The following is a 16,667-nucleotide window of genomic DNA, read 5'->3' on the forward strand; positions in this document are numbered from 1 at the left end:
ATGACAACAGTTGCAGAGAGCCCCACAAATTGGATTGGCTTTTTATTCATAGCCATTATCGTTATTATCGTTATTAGTTTATTTTTCCGTTTTGTACCCGTTGGATTATGGGTTACTGCCTACTTCTCAGGCGTGAAAGTTAATATAGGAACACTTGTAGGAATGCGCTTAAGACGAGTGACTCCGCAAAATATCATTCGTCCGTTGATCAAAGCGACTAAAGCCGGTTTAGATATTGATATCAATGAATTAGAAGCCCATTATTTAGCCGGTGGTGACATTAATCAAGTGATTGATGCTTTGATTGCCGCACAACGTGCAAATATTGACTTAGTTTTCAAGCAAGCTGCTGCAATTGACTTAGCAGGAAGAAACGTTTTTGAAGCTGTTCAAGTCAGTGTTAATCCAAAGGTTATTGAAACACCGGTCATTGCAGCAATGGCAATGAACGGTATCGAAGTTAAAGCTCGTGCTAAAGTAACTGTCCGTGCAAATATCGAACGTTTAGTCGGTGGTGCCGGTGAAGAAACCATCATTGCTCGTGTTGGTGAAGGAATTGTAACCACCGTTGGTAGTGCAGCTAAACACACAGATGTTTTAGAAAATCCGGATTCTATCTCGAAAACAGTTTTAAGAAAAGGATTAGATTCTGGTACTGCTTTTGAAATTCTTTCCATTGATATTGCAGATATTGATGTTGGTCGTAACATCGGTGCCAGCTTACAAATGGAACAAGCTCAAGCAGATAAAAATATCGCACAAGCTAAAGCAGAAGAAAGACGTTCTATGGCGATTGCCCAAGAACAAGAAATGATTGCTGAAGTTCAAAAAATGCGTGCACGCGTAGTGGAAGCTGAAGCTGAAGTACCTTTGGCTTTAGCCGAAGCTTTAAAATCAGGAAACTTAGGCGCAATGGATTATTACAATATGAATAATGTTAATGCCGATACTAAAATGAGAAATTCTATTTCAGATTCTACTGAGAGAGAAAGTGATAGATAATGAATACTTTAATAGCCCTTGTCGTTTTATTTCTTATAGGGACTACATTCTTTTCTATTATCGCTACTATTTACCGTTTTTTCATTACGTCTATCGTAGGCAACTCTTCTCCATCACAAAATAATCAAAGGCAAACTTATCAAAGAGAAGAATTAGAAAAGAATGAGTCTGTTTCTTTAAAAGATGCCTTTTTAACAAACAATACCACTCGACAAAAGTATGCAAGCAACGCTAAGGATTCTTCACAAAAACGAAACCAACAAGCGCATGCAAAACAATTGTCTAGTCGCATGCAACAAGATGCAGATCATAAAAGAGGCGGCAACCTACAACAAAATACTAAAAGAAAATCAGAACCCGTTCGATCTTCTACAGCTCCAAATTCAACTCTATTTAATGCACATGACGTTAATAAAAGTAAAAGTCAGACGCTTTTTGATAGAGATGACCTAACTTCATTAACCCCAATTGATAAGGTAACTTCTACTAGAAAATCAAGTTACCAAACTGAGGTTAAAGCTAAAAATCTTCATTTTCAAAATGATTATGTAAAAGGAATTATCTACAAAGAAATGCTAGATAAACCTGTTAGTTTAAGAAACAATAAATAGAGCAGTAAATAAACCAATAAGAAAGTTCTTATAGAACTTTCTTATTGGTTTATTTTATTTATTAGACCCTAACTTCTTCTTTCTCTTCATCATATTCTAAAGCTTTTGTTCCTTGGTCTCCAGAACTGACTCGAACGACATTCTCAACATTGTAGACAAAAATTTTCCCATCTCCAACTGTACCCGTATATAGTGCTTTTCGAGCAGTTTCTATCACCAGAGAAACTGGAATACTGCTAACCACTACTTCTAATCTTATTTTAGGAAGTAAATCCGCTTCGATTTCAACTCCTCTATAATAAGCTGTTTGTCCTTTTTGCAGGCCATATCCTTGTACTTTTGTTACTGTCATACCTGTGATACCAATACCATTTAAAGATTTTTTCAAACTATCAAATTTAGACTCATTTGTTATAATGTCCACTTTCATCAAACGAGCCTCTTCCTTTTCACCAGTTGTAAAAGGTGGCTTTACCTGTTGATGAATTTCAACTGTTTCACGACTATCTTCCTCATGGATAGCAAAAGGTCCTACATCTGAAAAAGCTAATTCAGGTTCTGGACTTTCAAATTTTAATCCTTCGAATAGGGGTTTTTGCCCAAAAGGAACCGTTACAAAGTCACCATAGCTTGATTCTAATCCGTGTTCTGAAATATCCATCCCTGCAATTTCTTCTTCTTCTGTTACTCGTAACCCAATTGTCTTATCAACGAGTTTAAACGTAATGAACATAGTAATCGTTACCCATGCTATGACAGCGATAACTCCTAATAATTGAACCCCTAAAAGACTAATACCGCCGCCATAAAGCAGACCGTCATCAGTCGCAAAAACACCTACTAGAATCGTTCCTAAAGCACCCGAAATTCCATGAACTCCAAAAGCACCAACTGGATCATCAATTTTAACCTTTTTTTCAACAAATTCTATTCCATAGACTAATGCAATAGAAGAAATAGCTCCTATAGCTACTGCACCAAATGGTGAAACTATCGCACATCCTGCTGTAATTCCTACTAAACCAGCTAGCGAACCATTTAGTGTCATAGAAACATCTGGTTTTCCATATTTTATCCATGTAATCACCATAGCAATTAAGGTAGCCGTTACTGCAGATAAATTTGTATTTAAAAAGATCGTCCCGATAAGAGCTAATGTTTCGTCACCCGTGGCGGAGACCGTTGAAGCCCCATTAAATCCAAACCAAGCAAACCAAAGAATGAAAACACCTAAAGCTCCTAATGTTAGACTATGTCCTGGAATAGCTTTTGCTTTTCCATCTTTATCGTATTTTCCAATTCTAGCGCCAACAAGTTTTGCTCCGATTAAGGCTGTTACTCCACCAACCATATGAACAGCTGTAGAACCAGCAAAATCGACAAATCCTAATTGTGCTAACCATCCTCCACCCCAGATCCAATGTCCAGAAATAGGATAAACAACTGTAGAAATAATCAATGTGTAAACTAGGTATGCACTAAATTTTGTTCTTTCTGCCATTGCTCCGGAAACAATTGTTGCTGCAGTTGCAGCAAAGACCGTTTGAAACATTAAAAATACATACCCCGGTATAGTAGTGTCATAATTTCCTTGTACAAATAAATCCGGTTTTCCAAATAAACCAACTATACTTGGACCAAACATTATTCCAAAACCAATGATCCAATACATTAAAGATCCTAATACAAAATCCATCAAATTTTTCATGATAATATTACCAGCATTTTTTGCTCTAGTAAATCCAGTTTCAACCATCGCAAAACCTGCTTGCATAAAAAATACTAATACCGTTCCAACAAGAACCCATAACGTATCCACAGATGAAAACATATTTTTACCTCCCTTTTTTATATGTTATAAAATCTAACATTAAAAAAAGCTCTAAACAAGCATTTTAAATTAAATAGCAAAAATAACCTAAAAAAGCTTTCAAACCATGTTATATTTTATAACATGTTTTGAAAGCTTTTTATTTTTTTACTCTTCATTCAATTTATAATTGTATAAAGCGCCAATGATATTTCCCTTGTTTCCAAACCTGCTTTTCATTATTTCAGGTACAATAAACACCCCTTCACCTAACTCTTCTTCATACACTTTACCTACGTTTTCTTTAATGAGTTGAATCAATAACGGATTTCCGCTAATTCCGCCGCTAATGATAATTCTTTCTGGATCTAAAATAGTTTGCAAGTTGAACAGTTGAATAGCTAATGTATAGCAGTAGTCATTCAAACAGGATGCGGCTTCTTTATTTCCACCTTCAATTAGTTCAAACATTTTAAAACCATCTATGGATTCTACAGGTAGTTTACATTGCAAAGCTATATTTTGAAACAACCGCCTTATTCCATTTTGATACCCAAACATGTAGGATGCATCCTTACTTCTAGCTGTATTCGTTTTAATAAATGAAAATTCTCCAGCAGAATAGTGCTGTCCTTTCAACACTGCACCGTTTACTACTATTCCTCCACCGATACCCGTTCCAAGATTCAGCATGATTCCATGTTGAATGCCTTTTAAATTCCCTTTCCACAATTCTCCAAGTGTTGCTGCTTTGCCATCATTTTCTACATGAATCGTTGTTTGACATCTCGTTTCCAACATCTCAACCATATTCATTTTCTTGATGTATTTTAATGATCCACCATGAACAGCATATCCCGTTTTTGAATGAATAATACCCGGCATGCTAATGGCCATACCTTCAATTTGATGAGCATATTCATCATAAATATCTCCCATCATGTCTAGGAAATGCGTTAACGATTGCATAGGTGTTTTTCTAGTCTTGATTTCTCTTAGTTCACCTTGATTATTGATCAACCCATAATTCGTTTCTGTGCCTCCAATATCAATGCCTAAATAATACACTAATTTCGCCTCCTTCATCATTTCCACTCTACTTTTCTTGCCTTTAGTTTACCACTATCTGTTAATGAATAGAACGGTTACACGGTATTCATTTTTATATTTCTATCTCGGTTATTATCAAAATGAATACCGTTGTTTATTTCAGCTTACAATCGTTATGTAATACTATTCTAGCTTTTTGTTACACAACTAACATCCTATTTGCTCATTATCTATGCTATACTTTTTGAGTATGCAAATGCAAGACGATTTATGGGGGTAAACTATTGAAAAAGAAAGTAATAACAGGAATTATGGCTTCGATGATGTTCGCTAGTCCATTTTTACCAACTGTTGCTCAAGCGGCTACGTTGGAAGAGATGGAACAAGAAAAAAACGAACTTGAATCACAATCATCAGAGCTTAATAATAGAATCCAAGAACAAGACGAAACCTTAAACGACTTAGAAACAGAAAAAGGTCATTTAGAATCAGACATCACTACACTGCAAGTTCAAATTGACGAAACGGTTATGAAATTACACAATCAAGAACAAAAATTAGAAGAGTCTAAAGCAAAAGTTGAACTATTGAAAAATGAAATTGAAGCTTTAAAAGCACTCATTGCTCAACGGACAGGCAAGCTTGAAAACCAAGCGCGTTCTGTACAAACGGATGGGAGTACTTCTAATTTAATAGGCCTTATGTTAACTGCTGAAAGTTTTTCAGACTTAGTAGGACGCATAGGCATTGTTAATCAACTTGTCACAGCTAATAAGACTATTGTAACTGAACAAGCGGTGGACCAAAAATCTTTGGAAACTAATGAAGTAAAAGCCGAATTTGAAAAAGTTGCTATTGAAGAAACAAAAAATGCGATTGAATTATCTAAAAATAATCTAGTCGCTCAAAAAGCTGAAATGGATGATAAAATCGTCCAGGTTGCTATTCAATATGATATGACAGAAGAAGAAAAAAATACATTTGTTAAAGAGCAGCAAGTAATTGCTACTCAAACAAGTACTTTATCTGAAGAAATGCAAGAAGAACGTCAACGTATAATTGAAGAAGAACAAGCAAGACAATTAGCCATTCAAAAAGCTGCTGAAGAAGAAGCTAAAAAGGCTGCTGCTGAGGAAGAAACTAGATTAACGGCTATTGCGGCTCAAGAAAAAGCTGAACGAGAAAAAGCAGAGCAAGAGGAAGCTTCTAAAAAAGCTGCCGAACAAAAAACAACAATTGCCAGCTCTTCTCCTGACAAATCAACAAGTGCTAATAAATCGAGTAGTTCATCAAATAGTTCTAGTAATTCTAGTTCGTCAAAAAAACCGACTGTTACACCCAAACCAGAACCTAAGCCAGAACCTAAACCAGAATCAAAACCGTCATCTAATTCAGGTTTTATTCATCCTAGTGGCGGATATTCTACTTCACCTTATGGCTATCGTATACATCCAATTACAGGCGAGCATAAATTACATGGGGGAATTGACTTTGGTGGTGGTGGAGCAATCGTAGCCGCTCAAAGTGGTACAGTTGTCATTGCAGGATATCATTCATCATGGGGATACTATGTAAAAATTGACCATGGAAATGGCATGCAAACTCTTTATGCTCATATGGTTGCAGGAAGTTTACTTGTTTCTCCAGGGCAACAGGTCTCTCAAGGCCAACAAATTGGAACAATGGGAACAACTGGATCTTCTACCGGAGTACATTTACATTTTGAAATGTACAAAAATGGAACTCGTGTTAACCCTTCTTCTTATCTATAAATAGAACAGTTAACTAAAAAAGACAGAAAGTTCAGTTTTGCAATGAACTTTCTGTCTTTTTATCTTTTTTACTTCCAATCACCATTGGAATAATACTTGTTAAGAAATTTTTTTAATAAAGGAAATAAAATCGGTGCTAGAATCAAATAAAACCCACTATTCCCTGCTGCATGCATTGTATCATAAGGAATACCTGAAGCATAATAAATCCAAAAATTTTGAATACCAAAAAAAGGGGCTTGGATCAGTGAGATAATGAATCCATATAAATAGCCGGTAAATCCAGCATAAATAACCATCAGTGCAAAAGGAATTTTTTTAAACATAGGTTTGATTACTAGTCCCGTAACCAAAATCACTACAAAGAATGAACCGATTTGAGCAATTGTCCAGACACCCATCCCAAGTGTCATATTTGATAAAAAAATCGACAATACAGATACTATTAGAGCATCACTTATTCCTAAGGTTAACGTTAAAATAATTAAGATAACCGTTACTGGCTGAACATTCGGCAGGAACTGGAGCAATTGACGGCTAACTTGGCAAAGTGCTGTGAGAAAGGCAAGTAAGGTTATTCTTTGAATGGATAATTTTCCAACACTTTTATTGCGAAGCATTTAAAAACCACTTCACCAAATCTCCATTTTGTAACTCGTATTCATCTGCTCCTACAGTTGCCTTTGTATTGTTTACTTCGTACATCCAATACTTTCCTGCTTCCTCGTCTTGCTTCATTCCTTCAATAGAAGAAATATATCCGCCTTCTTCAACTACTTCATATTCTTTTTTTAGGGCTTCTAAGACCGTAGTGCCCTCGGATACTTCTAAGTTTTTTGTTGCTGTGTCTACTTCTTTTCCGTCTTCTTCTAATGCAATAATAATAGAGAGTGTTTCTTTAACCTGACCTTCTACCAAGGAAGTGCTTTTTTCAGCAGAAGAGTCTGATTCTGACATAGTCGTTTCTCCACAGGCTACTAAACTAAGAGCGGTTAATCCTATAAGTCCTAATTTAATGATTTTCATCTTATTTATTCCTCCAATTATCGAATACCTCTGCTCAATTATTCTTTTTAACTTAAATCTTCTTTTTTTAATTCAGGATGAAAAACTTTTCCTCCTCTTTCGTATAAAATTTCCTTTACATTATAGTGATGATTGACAGCTCTAGCAACAGCGAAAAAATAATCAGATAATCGATTCATATAAACTACAACATATTGATTCACCGTTTCCTCAAATCCTATACTAACAATAGATCTTTCTGCTCTTAACGTTGAATCTCCTTCTTCTAGTTGGATCACAATATATCCAATCAACGAATTTAATTCATCTATTGTTCCATAGGCATCCACGCGATTTGTGTCTTTTCTTACCTTCTCGCCACTAATTAAATTTGTATACCCTTTTTATCGCCCGTCTTTGTATAAAGTTGCACAAATACTCTCCTTCTATTTTGTTGCATCTGTTCAAAAACACTATATATCAGATTGATTTATTTTTCAACCACAACATATAGTGCGACAAAAAAAGATCGAGTTATTAAACTCAATCTTTTTTACTATTCACCTAACAGGTTTATGCATAAAACACTTATAATGGTGTTCCAAATATTTGAACAATATAAAGATTGGTGCCATCATAATGAACACCAATTCCTACTTCTTCAAAATCCTTTTTTACCATATTTTCATAATGCCCTGGACTATCTTTTAATCCTTTAAACAACCATTCAGCCATTTCTTTTTCCGCCAGGTAATTCGTTCCCATTGCTAAATTTTCTCCCGCTAACCGGTAAGAATAGTTAACTTCTGGCTCTTCTAATACGGTAAAAGTAGCTTTTCCATCAGGACGTGTATGGGAAAATGATTCTCCTGTTTCAATTGCTCGTATATTAGCTGCTTTTTTTAACTGATCATTTGAACTTACAGGCGCAACTCCCAATTCACTTCTTAAATCATTTAATAATTCTAACATCCGGTTTTCCACAACTGCAACATCAATTTCATCGGTCTCTGTTAAATCATTCGTGCTTGTTGAATCCACATTCATTGATTGTTCTTGTTCACTCGTATTTGGGGTCTCTTCTACAAGTACTAATGGATTATCATTCAACTTGTTCTCCATCAGAGAAATAGTATCACTAATCTTTGTACCTTCTAAAATAGTCGAACTGCCTAACCAGTAGCCAAAACCAATCAAAAAAATCAATACTAAACTATATGAGAAAAATTTTCTCATTCCATCAAACCTTTCTTTTTGTTCTCTTTCACTTACTGCTAATAGTATACCAAAAATGATTGAGTACACCTATATTTTAAAACGAACCGATTTGTTTTATACTTACCTTTAAACTTGATCAACTTGCTTTTTGATCTATCTAAGTTCCTCTATCAATTTATCCATTGATTTCATGATCGACTTTCCTATCCACCAATCTATTTTGAAAATCCCACTTTCACTGCCTGATACGATTATAATCACTTCAACTTGTTCATTTTCTAAAGGATGGATATGAAGAGTCAAACTTGCTACACTGTCATTTCTAAAAAAGTATTTTTCAAAAACAGTTAAAAAGCCTTTCCCATATTCAAAATCTAATCCGTAGGTAGCCGATTGTTCATAATGATCAACCATTAAGTTCTGTTTAAAATAGTCCAAAATTTCAACACTATTTCCATTCAATATAACTTGTTTTTCTTTCATTTCATCCATCCTTTAAATTTGATTAGTTAGCTTTATTATGCTGAATTTTCTATCTTTACACAAGATAAATGGTATACTTTTTAGAGACTATGTAAAACAATTAATACAATAAAGGGGGCTACTCATTTGAAAAGATACCAAACACTTTTATTTGATGTAGATGATACACTGCTTGATTTTAAAGCAGCTGAAAATTATGCTTTACAAAAATTATTTAGCGAACACGATATTGTCTTAACAGACGATATTAAGCAATTTTATCAAGATATGAATCAAAAATTATGGTCTTCTTTTGAAAAAGGAGAAATTAAGCGGGAAGAATTATTGCATACTCGTTTTTCAATTTTATTTAAAAAAGTTGGTTTAACATTAAATGGAGCTCATTTAGATAACTTATACAGACAATATCTGGAAGAAAGCGCCGTATTGATTGATGGTGCAAAATCTTTAGTTCAAAAGTTAACCAAACAATATAACCTTTATGTGGTAACAAACGGAGTTGCACGTACACAGTTCATCCGCCTAAATAACTCAGAACTGACCACTTACTTCAAAGATATTTTTGTTTCTGAAGAAGTTGGCTATCAAAAACCTACTAAAGAATTTTTTAACCATGTTTTTGAAAAAATCCCTCACCATTCTGCTAATAAAACATTAATTATTGGAGATTCTTTAACTTCTGACATTCAAGGTGGGGTCAATGCTGGAATTGATACATGTTGGTTTAATCCTAATGGATCTAAAAATGCAACGCCTATTCCAACTTATGAGATTCACCGACTACAAACATTAGAAAATATGCTTTTAGCACCTAATTTTACACAGGAAACACCTAATATACAATCTGTATTAACTTCCTAAATAGCTAAAAAGGATAGAGATTTCAATCTCTATCCTTTTTTAGTTTTATTCCAATTATTTTTCACAAAATCGACCTATACCAATTTTAAAATCATTGATTTATCAACGTTTCAGAGCGTTCTCATACTATAATTCAATTGCATTTTCTAGTAGTTAAGTGCTAAACTACTTGATGTGAGAACTAAAATACTTATCTATTTCATACTTAAAAGGAGTTTTTTTATGTCATTAAAAGAGATCATTACCGACTCAACTCGTATTTTTGAAGGGAAAGATATTCCTGAAAAATATTTATTTGATGAATATGTAGGTCGTGCTGAGAGCGTATATGGCGTTGCATTACCCAAGACAAAAGCTGAAGTTATTGCGCTGGTTACATTTGCTAATCAAGAAAATCTTTCCATTATTGCTCGTGGAGCAGGTACGGGATTATCTGGTGCAACGGCTCCAGTTCAAAATGAATTGATTATTGATTTACACCTAATGAACAAAATCATTGATTTAGATTTAGAAACATTGACCTTAACGGTTGAACCAGGTGTATTGCTTCATGAGATCCAAGAGTTCGTCGAAAGTAAAGGTTTCTTCTACCCACCTGATCCTGGCTCAAAAAATTCTTCTATTGGTGGGAATATTGCTACAAATGCTGGCGGCATGCGTGCGGTTAAGTATGGTGTAACAAGAGATTACGTTCGTCAATTGGATGTCATTTTAGCAACTGGTGAAGAATTGACTTTAGGTAGTGTAAATATCAAAAATAGTTCTGGTTATGATTTAAAAGATTTATTTATTGGTTCTGAAGGAACACTTGGAATTACTACTCAAATCAAGTTAAAAGTCATTCCATTGCCTAAAGCTAGTTTATCCCTTATTGTCGCTTTTCCTACTCTTAAAGAATCAACGGATGCTGTTTTATCGATTTTGCAAAATGGAGTTGATCCAACTGCTCTTGAATTTTTTGAAAGAGAAACGATCCACTTGAGTGAAAAAGAAAATGGTATTCTTTTTCCTAGCCAACAAGGAGAATCGTATCTTTTAACGACAATAGATGGCGACAGCATAGAAGCGATTATGAATCGTGTTGAATTACTTAAAAAAAGTGTTCAGCCTCATAACGTTTTAGAAATCGTTATTCTAGACACACCTGAACTAGAGAAAACGGCATGGGCATTACGTGATTCTTTGTTAACTGCAGTTGTAAATTACACTGAACAAGTAACGATGGATGAAACGGTTCCTATTAATCAACTTTCTGTCCTTTACCAATACACAAAACAATTAGAAGCTGAAAGTGGGCTAAGCATGATTAGTTTTGGGCATGCTGGAGATGGAAATCTTCATACTTGTGTTGCTCGTGGAACGGTAGAAGATCAACAAGAATGGGAAACAAAACGTGATGACGTATTGTTAAAAATGTACGCAAAAATTAAAGAGCTTGGTGGACTCCCTTCTGCAGAACATGGTATTGGAATTATCAAAAAACCTTATCTTGCTAAAATGACTGATCCAAATTATTTAACTTACATGCGTAAAATCAAACAAGTTTTTGATCCAGACGGTCGTTTGAATCCAACAAAAGTGATGTAAATCATTGTAGTAAAAAATATAGTTAAATTCGTGTAACTATAGACCATACATTTTGATTTTAAAACAAAACAACCCAACTACGTAAATTTACGTGTTGGGTTGTTTTTTCATTCTATTCCTTTGAGTACTTAACCATTAACTGTCTTGCAGCTTTCACTTCATCTAACCGTTTTACAAAAGTTGTATGCGGTGCGGTTAACACTAGCTCTGGTGTTTCTTCAACTTCTTTAGCAATTTGAATCAGTGCATCTGCAAATATATCCAACGTCTCTTTTGTTTCTGTTTCCGTTGGTTCAATCATTATTGCTTCTTCCACAATTAAAGGGAAATAAACCGTTGGAGCGTAATAGCCAAAATCAAGAATCCGTTTTGCAATACTAGTCGTTGGAACCCCAAGTTTTTTCTGTCTTGATCCGGATAAAACAAATTCATGTTTGCTGTATTGAGTATAAGGTGTATCGTAATAAGGTTCTAATTTCTTACGTAAATAATTGGCATGCAATACGGCACTTTCGGATACTTGTCTTAATCCTTCAGGCCCCATTGTACGTATATACGTATACGCACGAACATTGACCCCGAAATTTCCATAATAGCCTTTTACTCGACCAATAGAATTAGGATAATCTGTATTTAAGACATACTGACCTCCTTGTTTTTCAATTCGTGGGACAGGTAAATACGAAGTTAAGAATTCCTTGACCCCTACTGGACCAGAACCAGGACCTCCTCCTCCATGTGGAGTACTAAAGGATTTATGTAGATTCAAATGAACGATATCAAAGCCCATCATTCCTGGAGTTGTCTGACCTAAAATAGCATTCAAATTTGCTCCATCATAATAAACAAGTCCACCCGCTTGATGAACAATTTCAGCCATCTCGATAATGTCTTTCTCAAAAATACCTAATGTATTCGGATTGGTCAACATCAAACCAGCAGTATCGTTGCCAACTTGTTTCTTTAGTTCGACTAAATCCACTGTTCCATTCGCATTAGAAGCGATTTCCACCACATCAAAACCGGCAGCATGGGCACTAGCAGGATTTGTTCCATGAGCAGAATCTGGAACTAAAACTTTCGTTCTAGTTGTTCCATCACCCTTTTTAGTGTGATAGCCCTTCATCATCATTAACCCCGTCCATTCCCCTTGAGCACCAGCAGCTGGTTGCAAAGTAATGGCATCCATACCGGATATCACTTGAAGATTTTCTTGTAATTCATAAAGCAATTGAAAAGCTCCTTGAACCGTTTCAATTGGTTGAAAGGGATGGATTGCTGCGAATCCGTCATAACGAGCGACATCTTCATTAATTTTTGGATTGTATTTCATCGTACATGAACCCAGTGGGTAAAAGCCATTATCCACACCAAAGTTTTTCGTTGATAAAGAAGTATAATGCCTCATCAATTGAGGTTCTGACACTTCTGGCAAGTCAGCTGGCTCTTGGCGAATCAAGTGTTCCGGAAACTTAGCCATCAAATCAACTGAAGGAACATCACTTTCAGGAAGGCTAAAAGCAGTACGCCCGGGTTGACTTATTTCAAAAATCAATTCATTGTATTCCGTCATTTAGTCATCCCCTCCAGTGCTTCAATAAATTGATCGATTTCTTCTTTTGTTCGTTGTTCCGTAACAGCTATTAAGACCTCATTCTCCCAGCCATAATCAGGCTCCAAATCATATCCACCAATAAAACCTTCTTGAAGCAACTCCTGATTGATTACTCCGGCTGGTTTATTTAGTTGAACAATAAATTCATTGAAAAAGGCTGCTTTATTCTTTACTGAGAAACCTTTGCTCTCCAATTGTTTCGCCATGTAAGCTGCTTTTTCTATATTAAGTTGGGCCATCTTCTTTATGCCTTCTTTACCTAAAGCAGACATAAAAACAGATGAAGCTAGAGCATTTAACGCTTGATTTGAACTCATATAAGAAGTCGCTTTTTCGCGACGAATATGCTGTTCGCGTGCTTGAAGAGTTAAAACAAAGCCACGCTTCCCTTCAGTATCCGTCGTTTGCCCAACGATACGTCCTGGTATTTTACGCATGTACTTCTTCTTCACTGCAAAATAACCGCAATGTGGTCCGCCAAAGTTCATGGCTAATCCCATGGGTTGCATGTCCCCCACAACAATATCCGCTCCTAAATTACCAGGTGATTCTAGTAAGGCTAAAGCTAAAGGATTTGCCATGACAATAAGTAATGCTTTTTTGGCTGCTGCCACTTCTTTAATAGCCACTAGATCCTCAACTGAACCAAGAAAATTAGGGTATTGGACCACAACTGCTGCTGTTTCATGATCTAATTGTTCTGCTAATAAAGATAAATTCGTACTGTCATTAAGTAAATCAATCTCTTCAACTTGGTATTCTTGCCCCTTTGCAACAGTTTGCAAAACTTCTCTTCCTTGTGGATGAACAGCTTTAGAGATAAGTATTTTAGAACGCTTTGTGGCTCCAATAGCTAAAGTAGCAGCTTCACCAAGTGAAGTGAATCCATCATATAGTGAAGAATTGGCTGCATCCATACCGGTCAATTCGCACACCATTGATTGAAATTCAAATAATGCTTGCAGTTCTCCTTGGCTAGCTTCTGCTTGATAAGGCGTGTAGGCCGTATAAAATTCGGAACGAGAAATCACATGGTCTACTACACTTGGAATGTAATGGTCATATGTTCCTGCTCCTAAAAAGAGGCTGTACTCATGTGCAGTAGCATTTTTAGCTGCTAACTGTCTCATTTTTTTTGTTAGCCCCGATTCATGAAGAGCAGACGGAATGGCTAAACCTTCATTTAAGGTGATGTGTGCTGGAATATCTGAAAATAATTCTTCAACTGACTCAATTCCTAAAAAGTCTAACATATCTTTTTGATCTTGTGCAGTATCAGGCAGGTATCTAAATTCATTCAATCGCTTATGCCTCCTCTTCAACTGCCAGTTCTGCAACATAGGCTTGGTAACTTTCTTCGTTTAATAATCCTTCTAATTCAACAGGATTTTCTATTTGGATTTCAGCAAACCAACCTTCTTCAAAAGGAGAAGCATTGACTAATTCTGGAGCATCTTCCAATTCTTCATTAACTGCTAAAATAATTCCAGTAACTGGCGCAAAAATTTCTGAAGCTGATTTAATGGATTCTACCGTGCCCATTTCACTACCGATTGAAACTTCCGCATCCACTTCGGGTACTTCTACATAAACAACATCTCCCAATTGTTTGACTGCATACTCTGTAATCCCAACACGTACTGCATCTTCTCCTAATGGTAATATCCATTCATGTTCCTTGCTGTATAATCTATCCTCTGCCATGATTAAACCACTCCTTTTCTTTCCTTCTTTTTTAGTCGATTTCTCTTTTATAAAATGGTAGTTGCACGATTACAGCATCCACCAATTTATTACGTATCTCAATTTTCACTTTTGTCCCAACTTCATTTCCGTTTGTAGACAATAAAGCTAATGCAATACTATTGCCAAGTGTTGGAGATTTTGTTCCTGAAGTGATTACTCCAATTTCTGAACCAGTTTCATTAAATACCTTGTATCCATGTCGTGCAATTCCTTTTCCTATGAGTTCAAGACCTGTTATTTTTTTGTCCAATCCATTTTTTAGTTGAGCTGTTAAAGCAGCCTTGCCAATAAAATCGGCTTCTTTTTTCGTCTTAACAGCAAATCCAATTCCCCCTTGAAGAGGGGAAATCTCATCTGATAATTCATTTCCATATAAAGAAAGACTCGATTCTAACCGCAAAGTATCACGAGCACCCAGCCCGCAAATCTGTAACCCTTCTTCTATACCGGCTTCTACTATAAGATGCCATAGTTTCTCAGTTTCATTAGTTTCTAAATATAATTCAAAACCATCTTCTCCAGTGTATCCCGTGCGAGAAATCAGTACCGACGTAATATCGTTTAAAGCAACATGCTGAAAAAAATGGAACGGTTTAAGTTTACTTAAATCATCATCTGCTAGTTTTTGCAAAATCCGCTCAGCATATGGCCCTTGAAGTGCAATCAACCCAATATCCTCAGATCTATTTTCCAAAATAACATCTTTGGCAATTTCTTTTTTCATCCATTGAAAAACCTTTTCTGTGTTCGACGCATTAGGAGTTACTAAATATCCTAATTTATCTAATTTAAAAATAATTAAATCATCAATTGTACCACCATTTTCATACACTATAGCATTGTATTGAGCTTGGCCAACTTTAAGTTTTGAAACATCATTCGTTAACAAATGATTGAGAAACCCCTCCGAGCCTGTTCCTTTTACAAGGATCTCTCCCATATGTGAGACGTCAAATAAACCAGCTTTTTCACGTACGCTTTTATGTTCATCTGCTATGCTGGAAAATTGAATAGGTAAAGCCCAACCTCCAAAATCTATTAACTTGATATCATTCTTTTTATAATAATTGAATAAAGGTGTTTTATTCAATTCTTTTTCCATTTTATATCCCCCTATTCTATCGTAATATGCTAAACTTCATTCTCTTGTCGTTCCATTTCAACTGATTTATGCTATTAAACTTACCATTTTAACGAACAATTTCATAGTATACAATCAAAATTGTTAAGAATATTTTTTTATTCATCTAGTTAACTGTAGGCAAAATGATTGCTTTTCAAGGTCATTTCACTTAAGCTTTTGATTGAAAACGTTTACGCTTATTGATATAGTATACTACTATTCAATGAAATTGAGAAGGAGGGTTACACATGATTACGTTATATTCATCAGCTAGTTGTACCTCTTGTCGCAAAGCCCGATCATGGTTAGAAGAACATGACATTCCATTTACTGAAAAAAATGTATTCACTGAAAAGGTAACAGATGATGAATTGAGAGCTATCTTGCAACTAACGGAAAATGGAACAAATGAAATCATCTCGCAACGCTCTCAAGCTTTCAGAGAATTGAATATCAACATAGAAGAAATGCCATTAGGAAGAGTGCTGAAACTTATTCAGCAACATCCAGGTATTATGCGTCGCCCTATTCTTGTCGATAATAAACGGTTACTCGTCGGTTATAACGAAGAAGACATTCGTTGCTTTTTGCCTAGAGAAATTAGAAAACTTGAACTATCAAAATTACACGATCAATTACCGGTTAATTATTAACGAACATGGAATAAACTTTTAAAAAAATTGGTTATTCTATGTTCTTAGTGGATAAGTATATGTGTAAATTCGCAGTACTTATCCGCTTTTTCTGTTCTTTGGACAGAATGATTATTCATTTGTACATAGTT

The 16,667-nt window shown here is 35.4% G+C and carries 16 protein-coding genes and 1 pseudogene; 6 read left to right on the forward strand and 11 right to left on the reverse strand.

Annotated elements, in window-relative coordinates; all coding sequences use genetic code 11:
- Entirely contained in the window at positions 1-1,002 is a 1,002-nt protein-coding gene (gene floA, locus ACKI3H_RS04295) for a flotillin-like protein FloA (RefSeq protein WP_407371044.1), read from the forward strand.
- Entirely contained in the window at positions 1,002-1,613 is a 612-nt protein-coding gene (locus ACKI3H_RS04300; protein ID WP_407371045.1) for a hypothetical protein, read from the forward strand. Before floA ends, ACKI3H_RS04300 begins: the two co-directional genes overlap by 1 nt.
- Positions 1,614-1,674: 61 nt before the next feature.
- On the opposite strand, the gene ACKI3H_RS04305 is transcribed toward ACKI3H_RS04300, so the two are convergent.
- Positions 1,675-3,444, reverse strand: coding sequence for an ammonium transporter (locus tag ACKI3H_RS04305; RefSeq protein WP_407371046.1), 1,770 nt, complete (start codon positions 3,442-3,444; stop codon positions 1,675-1,677).
- A gap of 147 nt (positions 3,445-3,591) precedes the next feature.
- Complete coding sequence (locus ACKI3H_RS04310) at positions 3,592-4,509, reverse strand: ROK family protein (RefSeq protein ID WP_407371047.1); 918 nt, start codon at positions 4,507-4,509, stop codon at positions 3,592-3,594.
- A 248-nt stretch (positions 4,510-4,757) separates the two neighbouring features.
- On the opposite strand from ACKI3H_RS04310, the gene ACKI3H_RS04315 reads away from it, so the two are divergent.
- Positions 4,758-6,245 (forward strand): peptidoglycan DD-metalloendopeptidase family protein, encoded by a 1,488-nt coding sequence (locus tag ACKI3H_RS04315; RefSeq protein WP_407371048.1) that lies wholly within the window; start codon positions 4,758-4,760, stop codon positions 6,243-6,245.
- Positions 6,246-6,313: 68 nt separating this feature from the next.
- Here ACKI3H_RS04315 and ACKI3H_RS04320 read toward each other — a convergent pair whose 3' ends face one another.
- From ACKI3H_RS04320 to ACKI3H_RS04340, 5 genes and pseudogenes are all read right to left on the reverse strand, one after another.
- Complete coding sequence (locus tag ACKI3H_RS04320; protein WP_407371049.1) at positions 6,314-6,865, reverse strand: ECF transporter S component; 552 nt, start codon at positions 6,863-6,865, stop codon at positions 6,314-6,316.
- Positions 6,852-7,271 carry a DUF4430 domain-containing protein gene (locus tag ACKI3H_RS04325; protein WP_407371050.1) on the reverse strand — a complete coding sequence of 140 codons (420 nt, stop codon included), beginning with the start codon at positions 7,269-7,271 and terminating at the stop codon, positions 6,852-6,854. Before ACKI3H_RS04325 ends, ACKI3H_RS04320 begins: the two co-directional genes overlap by 14 nt.
- Positions 7,272-7,318: 47 nt before the next feature.
- Positions 7,319-7,683: pseudogene (locus ACKI3H_RS04330) on the reverse strand (ATP:cob(I)alamin adenosyltransferase).
- Positions 7,684-7,838: 155 nt separating this feature from the next.
- Entirely contained in the window at positions 7,839-8,486 is a 648-nt protein-coding gene (locus tag ACKI3H_RS04335) for a CAP domain-containing protein (RefSeq protein ID WP_407371051.1), read from the reverse strand.
- A gap of 135 nt (positions 8,487-8,621) precedes the next feature.
- Positions 8,622-8,951: a DUF6054 family protein gene (locus tag ACKI3H_RS04340; protein WP_407371052.1), complete on the reverse strand. Its 330-nt coding sequence runs from the start codon at positions 8,949-8,951 to the stop codon at positions 8,622-8,624.
- A 126-nt stretch (positions 8,952-9,077) separates the two neighbouring features.
- On the opposite strand from ACKI3H_RS04340, the gene ACKI3H_RS04345 reads away from it, so the two are divergent.
- Both ACKI3H_RS04345 and ACKI3H_RS04350 read left to right on the forward strand, forming a co-directional pair.
- The gene (locus ACKI3H_RS04345; protein ID WP_407371053.1) at positions 9,078-9,812 is read left to right on the forward strand and encodes a YjjG family noncanonical pyrimidine nucleotidase; all 735 of its coding nucleotides are present in this window, start codon (positions 9,078-9,080) and stop codon (positions 9,810-9,812) included.
- 222 nt (positions 9,813-10,034) lie between these two features.
- A complete protein-coding gene (locus ACKI3H_RS04350; protein ID WP_407371054.1) occupies positions 10,035-11,399 on the forward strand; it encodes an FAD-binding oxidoreductase in 1,365 nt (454 codons plus the stop codon).
- A 112-nt stretch (positions 11,400-11,511) separates the two neighbouring features.
- Here the strand turns inward: ACKI3H_RS04350 and gcvPB are convergent, their stop codons facing one another.
- Genes gcvPB through gcvT form a run of 4 tightly spaced genes read right to left on the reverse strand, consistent with a single transcriptional unit; the run spans position 11,512 to position 15,862 of the window.
- Positions 11,512-12,972, reverse strand: coding sequence for an aminomethyl-transferring glycine dehydrogenase subunit GcvPB (gcvPB, locus tag ACKI3H_RS04355; RefSeq protein WP_407371055.1), 1,461 nt, complete (start codon positions 12,970-12,972; stop codon positions 11,512-11,514).
- Complete coding sequence (gene gcvPA / locus ACKI3H_RS04360) at positions 12,969-14,315, reverse strand: aminomethyl-transferring glycine dehydrogenase subunit GcvPA (protein ID WP_407371056.1); 1,347 nt, start codon at positions 14,313-14,315, stop codon at positions 12,969-12,971. The genes gcvPB and gcvPA overlap by 4 nt, the downstream gene beginning before the upstream one ends.
- Before the next feature lie 4 nt (positions 14,316-14,319).
- Positions 14,320-14,718, reverse strand: coding sequence for a glycine cleavage system protein GcvH (gene gcvH / locus ACKI3H_RS04365; protein ID WP_407371057.1), 399 nt, complete (start codon positions 14,716-14,718; stop codon positions 14,320-14,322).
- A gap of 31 nt (positions 14,719-14,749) precedes the next feature.
- A complete protein-coding gene (gcvT, locus tag ACKI3H_RS04370) occupies positions 14,750-15,862 on the reverse strand; it encodes a glycine cleavage system aminomethyltransferase GcvT (RefSeq protein WP_407371058.1) in 1,113 nt (370 codons plus the stop codon).
- A 269-nt stretch (positions 15,863-16,131) separates the two neighbouring features.
- On the opposite strand from gcvT, the gene spxA reads away from it, so the two are divergent.
- Complete coding sequence (gene spxA / locus ACKI3H_RS04375; RefSeq protein WP_407371059.1) at positions 16,132-16,536, forward strand: transcriptional regulator SpxA; 405 nt, start codon at positions 16,132-16,134, stop codon at positions 16,534-16,536.
- Positions 16,537-16,667: the final 131 nt, after the last annotated feature.

This window comes from Carnobacterium sp. (assembly GCF_045617425.1).
GTDB lineage: Bacteria > Bacillota > Bacilli > Lactobacillales > Carnobacteriaceae > Carnobacterium_B.